Consider the following 19,237-nt stretch of genomic DNA (forward strand, 5'->3'; position numbering starts at 1 on the left):
GTGCAGTCCTTCGTAGCCAGCCCGGGATTAGGCGCAAGGGGTGGGCGCGGTAGCGCCCACCCCTTGCTTGGCCGAAATCAGATCAGCTGACGGTCACGGTGTTGAAGCGCTCGTCGGTGAGCGGGCTCGCCACCAGGCCCTTGACCTTCGGGCCGACCACGATGGCCGGGGTCGGGTACGCGATCGGGATCGCCGGCAGGAAGTCCATGATCTGCTTGTTGACTTCCTGGTACGCCTTGGCGTGGGCGTCACCGGCGGGCGAAGCGTCCGCCGCGCTCAGGGCCGAGAAGAGCTGCGGGTTGTTGAACCCGAACTCCTTCTTCTCGCGGCCGAAGAACGTGCCGACGAAGTTGCCGGCGTCGTTGTAGTCACCGGTCCAGCCGAGCAGGTGGAGATCCTGCTTGCCGGCCTTCTGGACGTCGTCCTTGTAACCACCGTTCCACGGCTCGGCGTGGGTCTCGATCTTGATGCCGATGTTCTTCAGGTCCTCGGAGATCGCCGTGAACGTGTCCGCCGGGTTCGGCATGTACGGCCGGGTGACCTCGGTCGGGTAGTAGAACTTCAGCGTCAGGTCCGTCGCCCCGGCCGCCTGCAGCAGCTGCTTGGCCTTCTCCGGGTCGTACGGGTACTTGGTGACGTCGTCGGTGTAGCCCGAGATGACCTTCGGGACGAACTCGGTCGCGACCTCGGAACCCTCGGCCAGCTTCGACTTCACGAACTGCTCGCGGTTGACGCCGTACGCCAGCGCCTGCCGGACGCGCACGTCCTTGAGCTTCGGGTTGTTGGCCTGGTTGATGCCCAGGTACAGCACGTTGAACGACGGGCGGATGAGAACCTGCTCACCGTCGTTGCGCAGCAGGCCGTAGTCCGCCGGGTTCGGGTAGTCGTAGCCGTTGATGTCGCCGGCCTTGAGCGCCTGCTTGCGGGCGTTCTCGTCCGGGATCACCTTGAAGATCAGCTTGTCGAGCTTCGGCGGCGTGGGGCTGCTGTCGTTCTTGACCAGCGTGATCTCACCCTTGGCCTGGTCCCAGCTCTCGAACTTGAACGGGCCGGTGCCGACCGGGAACTTGTTCGCGTACTCGCTGTAGGTGAACGAGTCGCCACTCTGGGTGACCGTGTCGGCGTTGTGCGCCTTGAGCGCGGTCGGGCTCTGGATGGCGAACGACGGCAGCGTGAACGCCGACGGGAACGCGCCCTTGGCCTTGTTCAGGTTCAGGACCGCGGTCGCCGGGTCTTTCGCCTCGCAGCTCTTGTAGACCGGCTCTCCGGTCGCGTCGCCCTCGTTCTTGGCGAAGCCCTCGAAGACGTCGCCGTAGTAGATCATCTGGCTCTGGGCGGCGGCGCCCTTCATGTTGTACCAGCGGTCGAAGTTCGCGCAGACCGCCGTGGCGTCCATCGGGGTGCCGTCGGAGAACTTGACGCCCGACTTCAGGCTGAACGTCCAGGTCTTGCCCTCGTTGCTCGACTCCCACTTCTCGGCGAGAGACGGTTCGAGGTCGGCGGTGCCCGGCTTGTTCTGGATCAGCGTGTCGTAGATCTGACGCGTGATCCGGAAGGTCTCGCCTTCGTCGTTGAACGCCGGGTCGAACATCTTCGGGTTTCCGGCGGCACCGAAGATCATGGTGCCCCCGGTCCCACCTCCAGCGCCCTCGTCACGCTTCGAATCCGCACAAGCGGACAGCGAAACCGCGAGCGCGCCGGCGAGCCCGATCAGGGCCACGCGGCGTGTTCGGGTCAGCCGCAATTGCTGCATCTGGCACCCCTTGGGAGATGTTCGGGTTTTAAGTCACCGTCCGGTCGGTCAGGAACACGCCGGACGATCGGTGTGCTCGCCGACACTAGCGGGAACTCGGCTCGCACTTAAGCACGTGAGGTTACGATCGCGCTACGTGGGCGACGATTTGACCGCAATGTGTCCGTAAATCACGACAGAATGTGACCGTTTGCGGGCTCTGGATGCGCCGGGTGCCGGATCCATGACTCAGATGGCGGTACCCCCGTTAGACCACCCGTGGTGACTGGTTCCGGGTCGCTTGATCGATCCGGACCGCCTTGGTCACGCTGAGTGACCGATCCGTTCCCTACGAAAGTCGGGTCCCGGCGGCCACGGGGGTGCCGTCGACGGTGAACCAGCCGCGCTCGAACCGTTGCCAGCGGCCCAGTTCCGCCCTCGAGGCCTCGCCGTCGCGGGCCACCGACCGGGCCAGCCGCTCGGCCTCCGTACCGCCGGAGATCCAGCACAGGTGGGAAAGCAGGGGCCGGACCGAAGCCCGGCCGCTCGAAACCCCTTCCAGCACCAGGACGTCCGGGACTGTCACTCGGACGAGTTCCCCCGGCCGCGGGACCCCGGTGGACCAGTCCATCCGCCGGTAGGCGCCGTCGACACCGGCCGCGAGCGGCTTCAGGACGCCTTCGACGAGCCGCGGCCACCACCCGACGGGGTCGTCCCACGTCGCGAAGGCGTCGGTGCTCACGAGGGCCGTGCGACAGCCGCGAGAACGCAGTCCGGCGACGACTTCCGCGGCCAGGGTGGACTTCCCGGCACCCGACGGGCCGTCGACGGCCAGCAGCCGGACCCCGCCGAGCCGCGCGGGCGCGGCGAGCAGGGCCTCGATCAGCGCGTCACTTGCTGACGCGCTGGACCTCGGGCAGCCCTTTGACGTCGTCCGGGGCCGCCGTCTTCGCTTCCAGGTCGGCGATCCGGCGCGCCAGCTCGCGCTTGGCGTCTTCCAGCTCGCAGCGCAGCAACGCGGTCTCCTCGACCGAGGTGCGCACTTCCTCCTCGAGGTGACCGACCTCGGTGGACAGGTGCAGCGACACGAGCGCCAGCACGACACCGGCGAGGAGGAAGACGAAGTTCGACGGCGTCTCCACGCCGGTCAGATTGGCCAGGAACTGCGCGGCCGACGGGATCACGGCCAGCACCACCACGCCGACGGCGACGACCAGCCACACACCCGCGTACTTCTCACGGAGCTTGCGGCGTCGCATCATCTCGATGACGACGAACAGCACCAAGCAGGCGATGACGATGCTGAGGATGCGCCAACCGGCCATCTTCGCGAGCTCCTTATGCCGAGTCGGACGAGTCGACCGCGGGGCGGCGGCGCACCAGCGCCAGCAGCAGCGCGAGCCCGGCCCGGCCCAGGTAGACGGCGGACTTGACGGGCGAATGACTGGGGGTGCCGCCCGCGCGCTCACGCATGACGACCGGGATCTCCTTGATGACCAGCTTGGCTCGGATGGCCATGACCAGCGACTCCACCGTGTCGCCGAGGTACTCGGCCGGGTAGTAGCCGGCGAACAGCCGGATCGCGCGCGGGCCCATCGCCTTGAACCCCGACGTGACGTCGGTGAGCTTGGTCTTGCCCAGCCGCGAGAACACCAGCGACAGCGCGACCATGGCGTACTTGCGCGGGCCACTGGCCTTGTACGAGCCCTTGCCGGCGAACCGCGAGCCGATCACGATGTCCGCGTCGTCCAGGCCGCGCAGGAGGGCCTCGAGCTCGTCGGGGTCGTGCTGGCCGTCCGCGTCCACCTGCACGACGACGTCGTAACCGCGGGCGGCGGCGTAGCGGAAGCCGGTGCGCATGGCCCCGCCGACCCCGAGGTTCACGGCGAGCCGGGCCACTTCGGCGCCGGCCGCGCGAGCCAAGCGGGCGGTGTCGTCGACCGAACCGTCGTCGACGACCAGCAGGTCACCGCCCGGGAGCGCCTTCTTCACCTGCTCGATGACCGAAGCGACGCTCGCCTGCTCGTTCAGCGCGGGCATCACGATCAGCACCCGGCGGCTGGTCACGGAGGTCAGAGACACGCGATCACTTTAGCCTTTCACTGCCCGTTACCGGCCGGAGACCCAGGAGCGGCCCCGGACGTGACGACCCCCTGCTGGCCCTCGATCTCGTAGATCGAAGCACCGGCGTTGTGGTAGACGAGCTTGAACCCGGGGCTCTTGTCCAGGTTCAGGAGGCCGACGTCGTTGGGGGTCGTCTTGGTGACCTTCCCCTCCCCGACGAAGGCGTAGCGCACCTTCAGGTTGGTGAGCAGCCGGCGCACTTCCGGGTACTTCTCGACCTCGTTGGCGTAGACGCTCAGGTAACCCGCGTCCGTGTTCAGCTCGGCGCCGTAGAAGTTCCACTGCGTCGGCATCACGCCGGCCAGGGCGTACATCCAGACCGAGCCGTCGGCCTTGTCGTTGAGCACCCGCTCGCCCGGCGCGGTGTGCTGCGCGAGCCAGGCGAACGCGGTCTCCTCGTCCTTGCTGACCGTCGGGCCGCCGCTGTAGTTGAGCTGCAGGCGGGCGGCGTTGCGGCCGATGTAGCCGCCCCGGCTGAGCCCGCCGACCACCAGGGCCACCACGACGACACCGACCAGGGTGAGCGTCGCCGGCTTGAGGTTCGGCAGCCGGGGGGCGACCTTCTCGGCGAACCAGCCCGACGCGGTGTTCGCGAACTCGCCGAACGCCACGCAGCCGGCCAGCGGCACGAGGGCCGCGACGCGCCAGTTGTCGTTGTAGAACGGGCTGCTCAGCGTGTGGATCAGGTCGCTCTCCATCGACACCGTCGCGGCGAACAACGCGCCCAGCACGACGTACGCGCCGACCATCCACAGCATCCGGCGGTGCTTCACCAGCAGGACCACGCCGATGATGGCCGGGATGCCGATCCACCACTGCGGGAACGCGGCCATCGGCGAGAACGTGATCGTCTCGCCGAACGCGCCGGACACGGTGGCCTCGGACGCCCAGAAGGCGCTGGTCACGCCACCCGCGTTGTACAGCGACGGCAGCACGACCGGGATGCCGAACGCGGCCGCCAGCACGACGCTCGCGACCAGCGACGGCAGCGACCGCCGCCAGGTGATCTTCTCGAAGCGGAACACCACCGCGAGCAGGATCAGCAGGAAGTACACGATGACGACGAACACGACGCTCGTGTGCAGCCCGGCCAGCCCCGCGGTGCCGACGCCGATGGCGGCCGGCCCGGCGATCGACCGCGGCTCGAGCAGGTGGCGCGCCACCGCGAGCATGGCCGGGATCAGCGCGACGCCGGCGACGAACGGCCACAGCGGGCCGCGCCACAGCGAGTCGTACGGGAACACCGTGAAGCACGCCGACACCGTGGCGGCCGCGGCCACCCCGATCGCCGGCATCCGCCAGGCGTGGCACATCGCGGCGACGCCGAGCGGCACGGTGAGGACCACCGCGAGCGCCGCGAGGTTCAGCGTCGGCATGATCGTCAGGCCGCCCTTGCCGAAGACCAGGGCGAGCAGCGCGTGGTAGGTGTCCGGGTAGAAGTAGTGCGTCTCGTTCGGCAGGTTCGCGATCGTGCCGACGGTCGACGGGCGCGCGTCGCCGTGCTCGGCGATCCAGCGCACCAGGTTGGCGTGGAACGGCGCGTCCCAGCCCTGCTGGACGTTGTCGATGTTCCGGAAGCCGCGCAGGACCGTCACGGTGCCGATGCCCATGCCGGCGGCGACGCCGAGGCCGATCAGCACGTGGTCGCGGACGCTGCGCGCGGGCCGCTCCGGCTCTTCCCAGTCGGGGTGGCGGCGGCGCGTCCACCGGGTCACGGCGAAGGCCAGCCCGAAACCGACCGCGGAGAGCGCCAACGTCCACAGCGCGACGTTGAGCATCGTCCAGCGGATGCCGAACCGGCCGAGGATCGGGATGCCGAGCGCGACCAGGCCGAACGTCAGCATCGGCGCGGCGGCGGCCAGCGTCCATCCCCGGAGCTGGATCGCCGCGCCGAACACCAGACCCGGCAGCCAGAACGCGAGCAAAACGAGTAGAACGTTCATCGAATTCGCTGTCCAAACCTCAACGGCATCGCGCGCCGTTTCCCGTCCCCACCGGCGAGCCCGAAGCGCACCTTACTGGGCGGCTATGAAGACGTTTCACCGGTGTCCGAGGTTGTCACGGCCGCCGATTCGGGGGCGCGGCGCAGGACGAAGGCGAGCACGACGGCCAGGCCCAGCGTCGGGGCCGCCGCCAGCGCGACAACCGCGCGGAACACGGTGTCGCCGGGCAGGAGCACCAGCAGCAGGGACGCCGTGCCGGTGACCACGGCCCAGGTGACCAGCACGAGCTTGGCCTGGGTCCGGGCCACGAGCACGGCCGTGAGCAGCTGCATCGGCACCAGCAGCACCGACGACCACACCAGCCCCGCTACCCACCAGCCCTGGACCTGGTCGTAGCGCGGGCCGCTGACGAACCGGACCGCCCACGGCCCCAGCCACATCCCGACCAGGGCGCCGAGCGCGGCGAGGACCAGCGCGGCGACCGTGCCGAGCGCCAGGACGCGGCGCAACCGGTGCCGGCCCTCTTCGGTGACCGAGAGCCGCACGACGAACGGGACGGCCAGCGACTGCACCGGCCCGATCAGCGTCAGCGGCAGCCGGGCGATGACCAGCGCGGCGAACAGGGCGCCGACCTGGTCGCGGTCGCCGCCGGGCGCCAGCAGGCCGACCAGCGCCGGGTAACCGGTGATGACCGCCGCCGTCAGGGCCGCGCCGACCAGCAGCATGCCCATCCGGCGGTTCGTGACGCCCCAGCCGTCGCCCTCGACGTGCGGGTCGAGCAGCTGCCGGACCGGCTTGGCGAACAGCAGCCACGCGAACGAGCCTGCGGCGACGGCGATCGCCAGCGAAGTGATGTTGTAGGCCACCGAGACGAACAGCACGCCCAGGATGAGCGCCCGCACCGTCGGTTCGGCGACCACGAGCAGCGAGAACGCCTTGACCTTGTGCTGGCCGATCAGCAGCCCGCGGGCGCCGAACTGGCAGGCGAAGGCGACCCCGCCGGCCAACACCACCAGTGCCAGCGACCAGTCGCCGTCGAAGAGCCGCTCGTTGACCGGCGGGATCAGCAGGCAGAGCGAGAACGCGGCCGCGACGACCACGCCGACCGCCACCGCGCGCAGCGCCGGACGGCCGGCCTTGCCGCCGGCGAGCGCGGCCACCGCGGACTGCCGGGAGAGTTCCTGTTCCAGCGGCGAAAGCGTGCTGCCGAGACCCATCACCAGGCCCCAGTAGGTGAGGAAGACCACGTACTCGTGCGGCGGCAGCAGCCGCTGGCAGGCGACGGTGAGGACGTAGCCGAGGCCGATCGACACGATCAGCGAGCCGCCGAGGCTGCCCGCGGTCGTGCGGCCGCTGCGGGCCGCGGCCGGCGTCTCCACCTCGGTGCTCATCGGCGCCGGAGGCGGGTCCGCACGGCCATCGCGAGGCCGCGCACGACACCGGCGCCGAAGCCGCCGGCGAACACCGGCAGCAGCTTGGTGACCGCGCGGGCCTCCGGCCCGGTCGCGCCGCACTTCTTCACGACCTCGCCGGCCGCGACGGCGCCGAGCACCCCGGCCGCCAGGGTCGTCTTCGGCTTCTTCGCGGCGAAGAACAACCCCAGGACGCCGACGGCGAGCGCGCCGAACAGCGCGTTGCGGGCCGGGCCGGGCGAGCCGATGTAGGAGTCCACGTAGGTCGTGCCACGGAAGTAGGCCTGCTGCGAAAACTTCTTGAAGGAGTCGCGCCCGTTGTAGGTCGCGGACAGCTCGGGGGCCAGCCAGATCTGCTCGCGCTCGGCGATCCAGCGCAGCATGCGGGTGTCGTCACTGGCGAAGCGGATGTCGTCGAACAGCGACGCGAACGCCGTGACCGAGCCTTCGAGGAGCGCGCGCGGGGCGCAGAAAAACGTCGTCCCCTTCGGGTAGACGTCGAATTCCTCGATGCCGTAGGACATCAGCCGCGGATTCGCGCAGTACTTGCGCCACGGGACCTTGACCAGGCCGGCCATGAAACCGGCGTACGGGTTGTGCTCGGAAGCGACTTTGATGTGCCCGTTCCAGACCGCCCGCTCGGGGTGGTCCACGAGCTGGTCGCGCAGGAACGTCAGGGTCGGCTCGTCGAGGATGACGCGGCTGTCGAGCAGCGCGATCCACTCGCCGGACGACTTCGCGATGCCCGCGCTCCGGGCTTCGAACCGGCCGCCGTTGGCCTGGCTGAGCACGGTGATGCCGTGGCGTTCGCGCAGCTCGTCGAGCCGTGACGGCGTGGCGTCGGTGCTGCCGTCGTCCACGACGACGACCTCGATCGGCCAGTTCGCCGCCTCGGCCGACGCGAGCAGCGCGCCGACACTGCGTTCGATCCAGTCCTGCTCGTTGTAGACCGGGATCACGACGCTGAGCGAGGGGAGGAGCGGGTTCGCACTCACCGGGCCGAGGCTACCCGGCGGTCCCGGCGGCGGGTCGGCCAGTATCCTTGCGCCACCGCACCCGACCAGAAATGGGCCTTCACGGTGATTTCCTTCATTCTCGGCACCACCGCGGAACTGATCAAGATCGCGCCCGTCTACCACGGGATCCGCGAGCGCGGGATGCGGCCGAAGATCTGGTTCACCGCGCAGCACGTCGACGAGGTGGCCGACGTACTGGCCGACCTGGACATGCCGGCGCCCGACGTCTGGCTGGTGCCGGAGGAGAAGGCGCACAACCTGGAGTCGCCGTCGCAGGTGCCGGGCTGGGCCGCGCAGGTCATGCGCACCGCCTGGAGCCGCCGTCACGAGCTGCGCGCCGCCCTCAACGAGGACGGCCGCCCGCCGCTGGTGCTGGTGCACGGCGACACGTTCACCACGCCGTACGGCGCGCTGATCGGGAAGCGGATCCTGAAGTCCCGGGTGGGCCACGTCGAGGCGGGCGCGCGGTCGGGCAGCATCCTGTCGCCGCTGCCCGAGGAGCTGAACCGCAAGATCGCGGCGAAGATCGTCGACATGCACTTCGCGCCGAGCATCCGCGAGGTGAACAACCTTCGCCACGCCCGCGGCGTCGTCGTCGACACCGAGGCGAACACCGCGATCGACGCGATGCGGCTGGCCATCAACCAGCCGCTGGACGTGCCGAACCTGCCGGAGAAGTTCGGCCTGGCCACGCTGCACCGCTTCGAGCTGGTCTCGCGCGCGGACAAGTACCGCGAGGTGCTGGAGATCCTGCGCGAGCAGAGCCGCAAGATGCCGATCCTCTACATGGCCGGCGCGCCCGAGCGCGAGAAGATCCGCTCGCTGGGCCTGGACAACCTGTTCGACGACCAGTTCATCGCGCAGCCGAAGATGCGGTACCTGAAGTTCCTGCCGCTGGTCGCGCGCGCCGAGTACGTCGTCACCGACTCGGGTGGTCTCTCGGCGGAGTGCTACTACCTCGGCCTGCCGTGCGCGGTGCACCGCGAGCGCACCGAGACGCCGCAGCACCTCGGCGAGACCGTCGTGCTCACCGAAATGCGCGGCGACAAGCTGCAGAACTTCCTCGACACGTACCAGAACCGCCGCGGTGAGTCCTGGATGGACAAGTACCACCCGTCCGAGATCATCGTGAACTCGCTGGCGCAGCTCGGCTACTGCTGACGCCCTCGATGGGGTGACGCGGGTCGCCGCGGCCGCGGGGATCGGGCAGCTTGGCCGCCATGATCCACTTCGTCCTCGCGGCGGTCCTGCTGCTCGTCCCGCCGATCGACCAGGGCTCGGTGCGCGCGGACGCGCTGAACGCGGGCTACCAGCAGGCGTACGTCGACGCGGCGGGTCCGATCGCCCTGCGGATCCGCGCCGCGTACGACATCCCGGCGTCGGTCACGGTGGCGCAGTCGATCCTGGAGTCGAACTGGGGCCGCAGCAAACTGTCGACGGCCGAGCTGAACTACTTCGGCTTCAAGTGCGTCCGGCCGACGAGCCCGGGCCCGATCGCGTTGCGGTGCGCGCGCTACCAGACGTCGGAATGCGTTCCGTCGCCGTGCCACCCGGTGGACGCGTATTTCCGCTCGTACGCGTCCGTCGACGACTCGTTCCGTGATTACGGGCGCTTGCTGACGACTTCCACGAACTACGCGGCGGCGCTACCGTCGCGGTCCGATCCGGACGCGTTCATCCGGGCGGTGGCGCGCAAGTACGCCACCGACCCGGAGTACGCGAACAAGGTGATCAGGCTGATGGACCTCTACGACCTGCGTCGCTTCGACCGATGACGCCGATCAGAGGAACACCGCCTGGGCCGCGCTGAACGTGCCGCCGCTGTTCCACTTGCCGCCGCGGTCCTCAAGGGCGCCGTTCTGGGCCGTGTGCCAGTAGAACAGGCTGGTGTTCGAGTTCCCGTAGTCGTAGCTGGCGATCACGTCCGCCCGGCCGTCACCGTCGATGTCCGGCGCGGTCCACTGCGACTTGGCCCACGACCAGGTCCCCGCACCGCTGTCCCACTTGGTGACCGGGGCGTCGAAGCCGTCGCCCGTCGCACGCCACGTCGAGAACGAGGTGTCGGCGTTGCCGTTGTCGTAGGCGGCGCCGATGTCGATGCGGCCGTCACCGTCGAAGTCGCCCGTGACGAAGCGCGCCTTGGCCGTGGTGAAGCTCGAGCCGTTCCACTTCACGCCCTTGTCGTCGAACTTGCCGGCCGCGTTCGCGGTCCAGAGGAACAGGTTCGTCGTGTTGTTGCGGTAGTCGTAGAAGGACGCGAGGTCGGCGCGACCGTCGCCGGTGAAGTCGCCCGCGACCCACGTCGACTGGGCGAGGCCCCAGACTCCGGCGGCCGTGGTCCACTGGGTCACCGGGGCGTCGATCCCGGTCGCCGTGGCGTGCCAGGTCAGGAACGACATGCTCGCGTTCCCGTTGTCGTAGGCGGCGCCGATGTCGGTACGGCCGTCACCGTCGAAGTCACCGGCCACGAAGCGCGCCTTGCTCGGCGAGAAGTTCGCGCTGTCCCACTTGACGCCCTGCGCGTCGAACCCGCCGGCGGCGTTGGCGTACCAGAGCCAGATGGTCGAACTGTTGTTGAGGTAGTCGTAGACCATCGCGAAGTCGCTGCGGCCGTCGCCGTTGAAGTCACCGGTCAGCCAGCGCGCCTGGTTGGCGTTCACCGCGCCGTTCCCGCTGTCCCACTTGAGCGCGGGAGCGCCGAGGACCGGGGATTCGACCGACCCCGGGCCGAGCGAAGGCCAGACGTAGAGACCGGTCCGGGCGTTCTTGAAGTCGTACACCGCGCCGACGTCTTCGAGGCCGTCACCGGTGAAGTCGGTGCCCTTGGACAGCGGCGTCGTGGCCGAGACGACCGCCGTCGGCGCGCTGGCCGGGCCGGACGCCGGGGTGGCGACGACCCGGTAGTACCGCGTCTGCTTCGCGGGCAACCGCGCCTGGGTGTACGAAAGCGACGACGTGGTGGCGAGCAGGTGGGCCGCGTCGACCGGGACGTCCGCGGTCGCCGAACCGTAGACGGTGTAGCTGGCGTTGTCGGCCGCCGGCAACCCGGGCCAGCTCACGACGATCGTGTGCCCGATGCCCTTCGCCGACGGGGTGACCACCGTCTGCCGGATCCAGGCGACGACGTCGTCGGTCCGGGCCGCAGTGCTCCCCTGCCTGGTCTCGGTCTCGCCGAAGCAGCCGTGCTGCCAGGAAGCGCTGCTGACACCGACCAGCTCGGCGCGGCCGGAGACTTCGCGGAACGCCGGGCCCCCGGCGTCACCGCGGCAGGTGTCCGCTCCGGCGTCCCCGGTGAGGCTCGCCGTGGTGGCGGTGTTCGCCCCGGCGGTGAAGACCGCGCTGTGCAGCTTGTCGGGCACCCACTCGGTGTCGGTGCGCCCGAACCCGGCGACCCGCAGCTTCTCGCCCGCCGCGGGCGCGTTGGCCGACAGCGAAATCGGGGTAACGTCGGTGACCGGAGCGGCGAGCCGCGCCAGTGCGAGGTCGCGCCCGGCGGCGAGCACCAGGCCGGTAACCCCGACGGCGTGGCCGGCGGACCCGGTGAGGTCGGTCCGCCCGACGACGGCCGTGGTCGCCTTCGCCGGAGCCCCGCCCTGCGGGTTTTCCGGGAAGCAACTGGCGGCCGTGGCGACCCAGTCCGGCGCGACGAGCACGCCGCTGCAGGCCCGCCCGTCCATCGTGAGCTTGGCGGTGAAGCCGTAAGACCCGTCGGCGGCGACCGAGCTGTGCGACACCGCCGACGCCGGAACGGCGGCGAGCAGCCCGGTCACCAGCAGCACACCGCCGATCGCCGTTCTTCCCGCTGTTCGTGAGCGATCCACCAGAGTTCCCCCCTTTATCTTTCGCGAAGCAGTTTCCGCCCCTCGAGGATCATCGCGAAAGATAGACAATTTTTTACGGCGCGAGCCGGTGACGCATGTCACATTTTGACTATCGGGCGGCCAAGTAACATCCGAACCTGAATTCAGGGGAGGACATACGTGAAATCTGTCAATCGCGCATTCGGCGCAGTCGTTCTGACCGCCGCCGCGCTCGTCGCCGGCCCCGCCGTGGCCACCGCGGCCGCCGACGACGCACCGCCGCCCATCGTCGAGGACTACGACTACCCGGGCGCCGACCAGATCTTTGCCGAGCACGGGATCCGCCTGCTCAAGGGCGACGGGCACATCCTGTTCGCCGACTGCGCCACCAGCGGGAACCGGATCGAAGTGTGGAGCCGCACCAACGACGCCACGTTCTGCTTCCACGTCACGGCGAACAAGGGCTACCTGAGCCTCGACCTCGCCAAGGTCTACCTCATCAAGGCCGACGACCACGCCCTCAAAGCGACGATGCTCGTGAAGGGCGTCCCGAAGGTCGTCGACATCGAAAAGAACAGCTGGACTTCGGTCGGCGAAGGTGCGGACCCGCAGAACGGGCCCTCGTCCCTCGTCGAACTCAATTCCGGTCCGGCCTGATCGCATTCTTACGGGCGGCTCACCGGTCAGGTACCGGTGAGCCGCCTTATCGCTGTCGAAAAATTTCGTCCGGACACTTCGGTCATCTTCTCGAAGAATTCGAGCCCTCCGGTGACGATGGCTGAAAGCAACTCCTCTTCACCGGCGACCGAGGTGCGGCGGAATTCCTTCCCGGCCACCGTGATCCGAAGCAGTTTCCGCGGGACCGGCTCGAGCGAAATGTCGATCGACTGATCCGGGAACGACGTCACGGCTCGCCCGTCCCGGCGGTAGTCGCCGATGAGCTGAGCGACGAAGATCCACAACAGCTCGATGGTCGAGTACAGGTCTTCGTCGAGCAGGGCGACCCCGTTGACGGTCAACAAGATCGCGCCACCCGGATCGTCGACCCTCCGCTTCGGCGGCAACTCGGTGCAGTCGAGAACGTCGACGAAGCAGAAGTCCCGCTGTCCGACGTCGAGTACGGTCCGTACCCGCTCCACCGCGCCCATCACACCTCTTACTTCGGGTAGAACTGCACGACCTTGCCACCGTCGACCGTACCTCTGTACATCACGCCGTTGACGAAGCCTTCGATTTTGGTACTGGCGTTGGTACCGCCGTTCGCGATGATCTTCGCTTGGTTCTGGGTGAGTACCTGGCGGATCGCGTCCTCGATGTCCGGGATGGTCATCCGCGCGTCGAAGAAGCTCTGATCCGTCTTGAAGCTGCCGTCCCAGTACTTCGGGTGGTGTCGTTCGAGGATGTGCTTGAGGTAATCCTGGTTCAGCCTCGCCTCTTGACCGCCGACCTGGAACGCCTTGCTCGTCCAGCCCGACAACACACCCAACGACCGCCCGCGGTACAAACCCAGCTTGTCGACGGTCACTCCGGCCGCGCGAAGCTTCAGCATCCGCTGCAGCAGCCTGCTGAACGGCTTCCCGATGCCCGCTTCCTGCGTGATCATCAGGTGGCCGCCGAGGGCCTTCAGCTGGCTCCGCAGCGCAGCGCTGCACGAGCCGCCCTTCTCGCAGTACTCCCGCAGCAGCAGGTCCGAGAACTCGGCGCCGAGGGGTCTCGCGCTCTCGTACTCTTCCGCGTGCTCGGTGATCCACGAGTCGAAGTTGCGCCCGATCGCCTCGCACGCCGACAACCCGTAGTCCGCGAACGGCAGCACCAGCCCGTTGACCAGGCAGGTGCCGTCGGTGAACAGCACCGTGACGCCATTCTCGAACTCGGCGGCCCGGAAGCGCTGCGGTGGTCCGTTCAGCTGCTCGTTGTTGTGCGTCCGCAGGAAGACCTCGGCCGCTTCGGCCGCGGCGTCCGAGGCCTCCGATGCGCTCTTGCCCGCGTCAGCGGCTGCCTTCCGAGCGTCTTCGGCCGCACTCGCGGCCCACTGGGCCATCGAGCGGGCGATCGCCGCCGAGTGCGCCGCCTTCGCCGCCGAGTCCGCCGCCCGGGCCGCGGCCTGCTGGGCCGTCGCCGCTGCCTGACGCGCCTGCTTCGCGGACAGTGCCGCCTGCTCCGCCGATGCCTGCGCCGAGGCGGCGGACGCCTTGGCCTGGTTCGCGTAGTTGCCGGCCTCGGTGGCCGACTGGCGTGCCTGCGCCGCATAGCCCGCGGCCTCGTCGGCCGCGTGGCGCGCGGTGGCCGCGGCCGCGGCCGCCCACGAAGCGGACTCCTGGGCCGACGCCGCGGACGCCGCCGCTTCGGAGACGTAGCGCTGGACGACCGCGACGTGCGCGGCGGTGTCCTGGTCCCGGCGCTGCGCCTGGGCCTTGCCGACCTGCAGGAATTCGCGCAGCTCGTCGTCCGGGCCGGCGAGGGTGATCTGCGCCGCCGCCTTGACCTCGGCCCCGCCGGTCGCCAGCGCCTGCGCGACGGCGATGCGGTCGTCCTTCTTCGCGGCGGAGAACTGGCCGGTGCGCAGGAACGCCCGCCGGTCGGCGGCCGAGCCGTCGAGCGCCGCCTGCGCGGCCTCCTTGGTGGCCGGGCCGCCCGCGGCGAGCAGCTGCGCGATCGCCGTCCGCTCGTCGTGGTCCTTGCCTGGGTACGGCTGGGTCTTCAGGAACTCGTTGACCTGGACGTCGGTTCCGCTCAACGCGGTGAGCGCGGCCTGGGCCAGCGCGGTGTTCTCGCTCTGGGCGAGGTGGCCGACCCGCGCGCGGTCGTCCTGGAAAGCGGCGGTGGTCAGGCCACCGGTGACGTACTCGACGACGTCGTCGTCGGAGCCGCCGAGCACCGCTTCGGCGCGGGACCGGCTGATCGGCCCGGCCGCCGCCAGCTGCTCGACGGCGATCTTGCGACCGTCGGTGACCACGGTCGCCCGAGGTGCGCCGGGCGCCGAAGCTTCGGCCAGCAAGCGCTTCGCTTCGGCGTTCATCCGGTCTGATTCCGGGGTGTCCCAGAGGGTTTCGGCCGGAATGGTCTCGGATTCGGTGCGCAGGGCCTGGGCGAGCTCGACCGCTTCCTCCGTTTCCGTCGCCAGGCGCTCGGCCTCCGCCTGCCGGGCCACCTCCTGGGTCCGGCTCGCCTGCGCGGCCGCCGCTGTCGCCGCATCGGCGGCTTCCTTGGCGGCGCGGGCGTGCGCTTCCGATTCCGTCGCCGCCCTGTCGGCTTCCCCAGCGTGCGCGGCCGCCTCGTCCGCGGCTGCCGCGGCCGCTTCGGCGTGCGTGGCCGCGCTGAGGGCAGCCGTCCGCGCTTCCTGCGCGGCCGACGCGGCTTCGGCGGCCAGCGCACCGGCCGCGTTCGCGGCACGGGTGGCCCGCCCCGCCGCTCGCTTGGCGTCGGCCGCGGCCTTCTTGGCCCGCTCGGCCTGCGCACCGGCCGCGGCGGACTGGTTGGCGGCCGCGCCGGCCGCGTCGCCCGCCTTCTGGGCGTTCGCGGCGGCCGAAGACGCCGCTTGCACCGCGGCGCCCGCGGCACGGGCCGCATCGCCGACCGCCACGGCGGCGTCCGCCGCGAGCCGGGCACTGGCCGCCGCCTGACGAGCTCCGATGGCGGCCTTGCGTGCGTCATCGGCCTTGCCTGCGTCGGTCCAGGCGTCGGCCGCCGCGCGCTGCGCCGCACCAGCGGCCCGGCCGGCGAGTACCGCCGCCACGGCCGCGCGCTGCGCCGCGGTGGCCGCGACCTTGGCCGCCTGCGTCGCCGCGTTGGCCGCGCCGATGGCCTCCCGCGCCGCCGCGGCGGCCCGCGTCGCGGCGTCGGCCGCCTGGCCTGCCGCGTTCGCCGCCTTGACCGAGTCGTCCCTCGCCGCGGCCGTTTCCGCCGCCGCCGTTTCGGCGGCCTGGCGAGCCAGGTCGGCGGCTTGCACTGCTCGCTCCGACGCCTGCTTCGCAAGCGTCGTCTCGGTCGCCGCGCGATCGCTTTCTTCCTTGGCCGCCGCCGCGAGGCCGGCCACGGTCGCGACCTCGCCGTCCCGCTCCCGAGCCGCGTACTGACCGGTCTCGAGGAACTCCTGCAGCTCTTCCCGCGTGCCGGACAACGCGATCTGCGCGGCGCGCTTCACTTCCGCCCCGCCGACCGCGAGGATCTGCGCGGCCAGCACCCGCTCGTCGTGCGCCAGCGCCGCGTCGTGGCCCGTCAGCACGAAGCGCGAGAGGTCCGCGACGGTGCCGTTCAACGCCGCCTGGGCCGCTTCCTTCACGCCGGGGCCGCCGACGGCCATCATCTGCGCGACCCGGACCCGCGTGTCCTGTTCCCAAGGAGCGCGGATACCGGTGGTGAGGAAGGCCTTGATCTCCTCGGGAGTGCCGGACAGCGCGGCCTGCGCGGCCGTCTTCAGCGCCGGTCCCGCGGTGGCCAGCAGCTGCGCCACCTGCACCCGGTCGTCCTGCGCGGTGGTGCTCGCGAGACCGGTGGTCAAGAACTGCCGGACGGCTTCGTCGGTCCCGCTCAGCGCGGCCACGGCCGCTTCCTTGACGCCGGGGCCGCCGGTGCGCCACGCCTCGACGGTCCGGGCACGGTCGGTCAGGGCGGGCGTGGGGTCGTCGGAGCCGGCGGGGACGTCCGCGAGCGCCGGTGGTGCGAGGAGCCCCGCCAGCAACGAAAAGAGGAACACGACGATCGCCGCGTTCCTCAAGAGCCCGATTCCCCATCTCGACGACGATCTCGGCTTCATCGCGACCCATCCCCCTGTCAGCGCGCGTCACTCGCCAGGGGTCGGTGCTCGCCGAAAAGCGGTACCGCCGTCATCCGGGCGACCCTCCCCTGGCGCCCGGACGGACTTTAAAGGAGATCATCGCCTTTGGTCAATGGATCTTTACCCTCGTCGAGCCAGGCCGGACGCAATGCCGCCAGAAGCAGCAGCGCCAGCGCCAAAGCCACGTAGAGCGCGTGAGCCAGGGCCAGCGCCACGGGCGAATGGTTTTCCGGGAGTAGCACCAGCCCCACCAGCGGGACGTCCGAGCGGCCCGTGCCGACCTTCCAGGGGAACAAGAGCAGGTAGGCCAGGACCACCAGCGCCGCCGACTGCCAGGTGCGGGAGCGAAGTACCCAGCAGGCCGCCATCACGAAGAACGGGATGAACCACACCCAGTAGTGCGTCCACGTCCAGGGGGTCACCAGGACCATCAGCGCGCCCACCACGCTCAGTGCCAGCAGTTCGCGGTTCCGGCGGTGCGCCCGCACGGCGACCCAGAAGGCCGCCAGTGCGATCACCGCCGCCACCGGCATCCAGACCTTGCCGGTGACGTCCGGAATGGACAGCAGGCGGGCGAGAGCACCGCGGATCGACTGGTTCTCCGGAGACATCGCGTCACTGTCACCCGTGATGCGCGAGGGATCCGCCAAGTTCGCCGACCAGAACATCGCCGAGTCGTGCGGAAGGGCCACGAAACCCGCCAGAACTGTCGCTGCGAACGTCGCCACCGCCATCGCCGCCGCTCGGAAACGGCGGGTCAGCAGCAGGTACAGCACGAAGATCGCCGGTGTGAGCTTGATCCCGGCCGCCAGTCCGACGCCGGCGCCGGTCCACCAGCGGTTCCGGCCGGTCAGGTCCAGCACCACCAACAGGAGCAGTACCAGGTTCACCTGGCCCGCCGTGAAGTTCATCAGCACCGGCTGCATCGGCAGAGCGAGCGCCGCCAGTGCCGCTGTCGCAGCCACCCTGCCGGGGTCTCGCGCGTACCCGAGCTGCCCGAGTGAGACCCAGACGACGGCCAGCAACGAGAACAGGTTCACCAGCACGGCGAACAACGGCAGCAACAGCTTCGGCAGCACTGTCAACGGGACGAACACGCCAGCCGCGAACGGGGTGTACTTGAACGTGCCGCCGATCGTCGGCAGGTGCGAGACGCCCGGTTCGTACAGGGGCATCCCGGCGCGCGCCGCGGCGCCCGTCGCGACGTAGGACCGGAAGTCCTCGAGGTAGACACCCGTTGCCGTCCAGACCCCGGCCCACACCGTGTAGCCCGCGAAGACGACCAGCAGCAGCGTTCCGGACAGCGCCACCCACCAAACGGGCGCAGGCAGCCGGCGCTCGACCGGCGTTTCAGGAACCACGACAGTGTCCACCAGAATCGCTCCCCCCAGATCTTGCGAGGACACGTTAGAGGACACGGCGGCCCGAGAGCGCGCGGCCCAGGGTCAGTTCGTCCGCGAACTCCAGGTCACCGCCCATCGGGAGGCCCGACGCCAGCCTCGTCACGGACAACCCCGGGAAGTCGCGCAGCATGCGCACGAGGTACGTCGCCGTCGCCTCGCCCTCGGTGTTGGGGTCCGTCGCGATGATGATCTCGGTGATGTCCGCCTCGCCGATGCGCTTGAGCAGCTCGCGCATCCGCAGCTGCTCCGGCCCGATGCCGGACAACGGGTCGAGCGCGCCGCCCAGCACGTGGTAGCGGCCCTTGAACTCGCGCGTGCGCTCGACCGCCAGGACGTCCTTCGGCTCCTCGACGACGCAGATGACCGTGAGGTCGCGGCGCTCGTCGCGGCAGATGCGGCACTTCTGCTGTTCGGAGACGTTGCCGCAGACCTCGCAGAACTGCACGCCCTCCTTGACCTTGCCGAGCACGTCCTGCAGCCGCCCGATGTCGGCCGGGTCGGTGGCCAGCAGGTGGAACGCGATCCGCTGGGCGCTCTTCGGCCCGACCCCGGGCAGCCGCCCGAGCTCGTCGATCAGGTCCTGGACGACACCTTCGTACAAGTTCGTCAGCCGCCGAAGCCGAGGGCGCCGAGGTCCGGCATGCCGCCACCGCCGCCGAGGCCGCTGGCCAGCGGGCCGAGCTTCTGCTCGGTGAGCTTCTGGGCGTTCGCCGACGCGTCGCGCACCGCCGCGACGACCAGGTCGGACAGCGTCTCGACGTCGTCCGGGTCGACGACCTTCGGGTCGATCTGGAGGCTCTTCAGCTGGCTGTCGCCGGACACGGTCGCGGTGACCAGCCCGCCGCCGGCACTGCCGCTGACCTCGGTGTTGGCGAGCTCCTCCTGGGCCTCGACGAGCTTCTGCTGCATCTGCTGGGCCTGCTGCATCAGCTGGGAGATGTCGAAACCGCCGCCGGGTTGCACCATGATCGCACTCGGTCCTCTCTGCACGCCTGTGTCACCACCAGGGTAGTCGCGCCACGGGCGGGCC

General features: G+C 70.0%; 16 protein-coding genes. 3 read left to right on the plus strand and 13 right to left on the minus strand.

Going from position 1 to position 19,237, the window contains the following annotated elements; genetic code table 11:
* Positions 1-82: 82 nt before the first annotated feature.
* The 7 genes from ACGFMK_RS10760 to ACGFMK_RS10790 form a co-directional block, all read right to left on the minus strand.
* Positions 83-1,753, minus strand: a complete 1,671-nt coding sequence (locus ACGFMK_RS10760; protein WP_392760416.1) for an ABC transporter substrate-binding protein — start codon at positions 1,751-1,753, stop codon at positions 83-85.
* A 328-nt stretch (positions 1,754-2,081) separates the two neighbouring features.
* On the minus strand, positions 2,082-2,618 hold the full coding sequence (locus tag ACGFMK_RS10765) for a uridine kinase (RefSeq protein ID WP_392760543.1): 537 nt from the start codon (positions 2,616-2,618) through the stop codon (positions 2,082-2,084).
* A gap of 4 nt (positions 2,619-2,622) precedes the next feature.
* Positions 2,623-3,057 (minus strand): DUF2304 domain-containing protein, encoded by a 435-nt coding sequence (locus ACGFMK_RS10770; RefSeq protein ID WP_392760418.1) that lies wholly within the window; start codon positions 3,055-3,057, stop codon positions 2,623-2,625.
* A 13-nt stretch (positions 3,058-3,070) separates the two neighbouring features.
* Entirely contained in the window at positions 3,071-3,772 is a 702-nt protein-coding gene (locus tag ACGFMK_RS10775; protein ID WP_247063782.1) for a glycosyltransferase family 2 protein, read from the minus strand.
* A 59-nt stretch (positions 3,773-3,831) separates the two neighbouring features.
* On the minus strand, positions 3,832-5,799 hold the full coding sequence (locus ACGFMK_RS10780) for a DUF6541 family protein (protein ID WP_392760420.1): 1,968 nt from the start codon (positions 5,797-5,799) through the stop codon (positions 3,832-3,834).
* A gap of 83 nt (positions 5,800-5,882) precedes the next feature.
* Positions 5,883-7,190 (minus strand): hypothetical protein, encoded by a 1,308-nt coding sequence (locus tag ACGFMK_RS10785; protein WP_392760421.1) that lies wholly within the window; start codon positions 7,188-7,190, stop codon positions 5,883-5,885.
* Positions 7,187-8,206, minus strand: a complete 1,020-nt coding sequence (locus ACGFMK_RS10790) for a glycosyltransferase family 2 protein (protein WP_392760423.1) — start codon at positions 8,204-8,206, stop codon at positions 7,187-7,189. The genes ACGFMK_RS10785 and ACGFMK_RS10790 overlap by 4 nt, the downstream gene beginning before the upstream one ends.
* Before the next feature lie 84 nt (positions 8,207-8,290).
* On the opposite strand from ACGFMK_RS10790, the gene ACGFMK_RS10795 reads away from it, so the two are divergent.
* Positions 8,291-9,388, plus strand: a complete 1,098-nt coding sequence (locus tag ACGFMK_RS10795) for a UDP-N-acetyl glucosamine 2-epimerase (protein ID WP_392760424.1) — start codon at positions 8,291-8,293, stop codon at positions 9,386-9,388.
* 59 nt (positions 9,389-9,447) lie between these two features.
* A complete protein-coding gene (locus ACGFMK_RS10800) occupies positions 9,448-10,002 on the plus strand; it encodes a glucosaminidase domain-containing protein (protein ID WP_392760426.1) in 555 nt (184 codons plus the stop codon).
* A gap of 6 nt (positions 10,003-10,008) precedes the next feature.
* Here ACGFMK_RS10800 and ACGFMK_RS10805 read toward each other — a convergent pair whose 3' ends face one another.
* Complete coding sequence (locus ACGFMK_RS10805; protein WP_392760428.1) at positions 10,009-12,048, minus strand: trypsin-like serine protease; 2,040 nt, start codon at positions 12,046-12,048, stop codon at positions 10,009-10,011.
* 159 nt (positions 12,049-12,207) lie between these two features.
* On the opposite strand from ACGFMK_RS10805, the gene ACGFMK_RS10810 reads away from it, so the two are divergent.
* On the plus strand, positions 12,208-12,684 hold the full coding sequence (locus ACGFMK_RS10810; protein ID WP_392760431.1) for a hypothetical protein: 477 nt from the start codon (positions 12,208-12,210) through the stop codon (positions 12,682-12,684).
* A 26-nt stretch (positions 12,685-12,710) separates the two neighbouring features.
* On the opposite strand, the gene ACGFMK_RS10815 is transcribed toward ACGFMK_RS10810, so the two are convergent.
* The 5 genes from ACGFMK_RS10815 to ACGFMK_RS10835 all read right to left on the minus strand — a co-directional run bounded on the left by ACGFMK_RS10815 (position 12,711) and on the right by ACGFMK_RS10835 (position 19,173).
* On the minus strand, positions 12,711-13,175 hold the full coding sequence (locus tag ACGFMK_RS10815) for a hypothetical protein (protein ID WP_392760433.1): 465 nt from the start codon (positions 13,173-13,175) through the stop codon (positions 12,711-12,713).
* A gap of 8 nt (positions 13,176-13,183) precedes the next feature.
* Positions 13,184-16,744, minus strand: a complete 3,561-nt coding sequence (locus ACGFMK_RS10820; RefSeq protein WP_392760434.1) for an ALF repeat-containing protein — start codon at positions 16,742-16,744, stop codon at positions 13,184-13,186.
* Positions 16,745-16,890: 146 nt separating this feature from the next.
* Positions 16,891-18,222 (minus strand): glycosyltransferase 87 family protein, encoded by a 1,332-nt coding sequence (locus tag ACGFMK_RS10825; protein WP_392760436.1) that lies wholly within the window; start codon positions 18,220-18,222, stop codon positions 16,891-16,893.
* Positions 18,212-18,808 (minus strand): recombination mediator RecR, encoded by a 597-nt coding sequence (gene recR, locus ACGFMK_RS10830; protein WP_392760438.1) that lies wholly within the window; start codon positions 18,806-18,808, stop codon positions 18,212-18,214. Before recR ends, ACGFMK_RS10825 begins: the two co-directional genes overlap by 11 nt.
* Before the next feature lie 5 nt (positions 18,809-18,813).
* Positions 18,814-19,173 (minus strand): YbaB/EbfC family nucleoid-associated protein, encoded by a 360-nt coding sequence (locus ACGFMK_RS10835; RefSeq protein WP_392760440.1) that lies wholly within the window; start codon positions 19,171-19,173, stop codon positions 18,814-18,816.
* Between the last annotated feature and the right edge of the window lie 64 nt (positions 19,174-19,237).

Origin of the sequence: Amycolatopsis sp. NPDC049252 (assembly GCF_043197175.1) — a bacterium.
Classification (GTDB): Bacteria; Actinomycetota; Actinomycetes; order Mycobacteriales; family Pseudonocardiaceae; genus Amycolatopsis.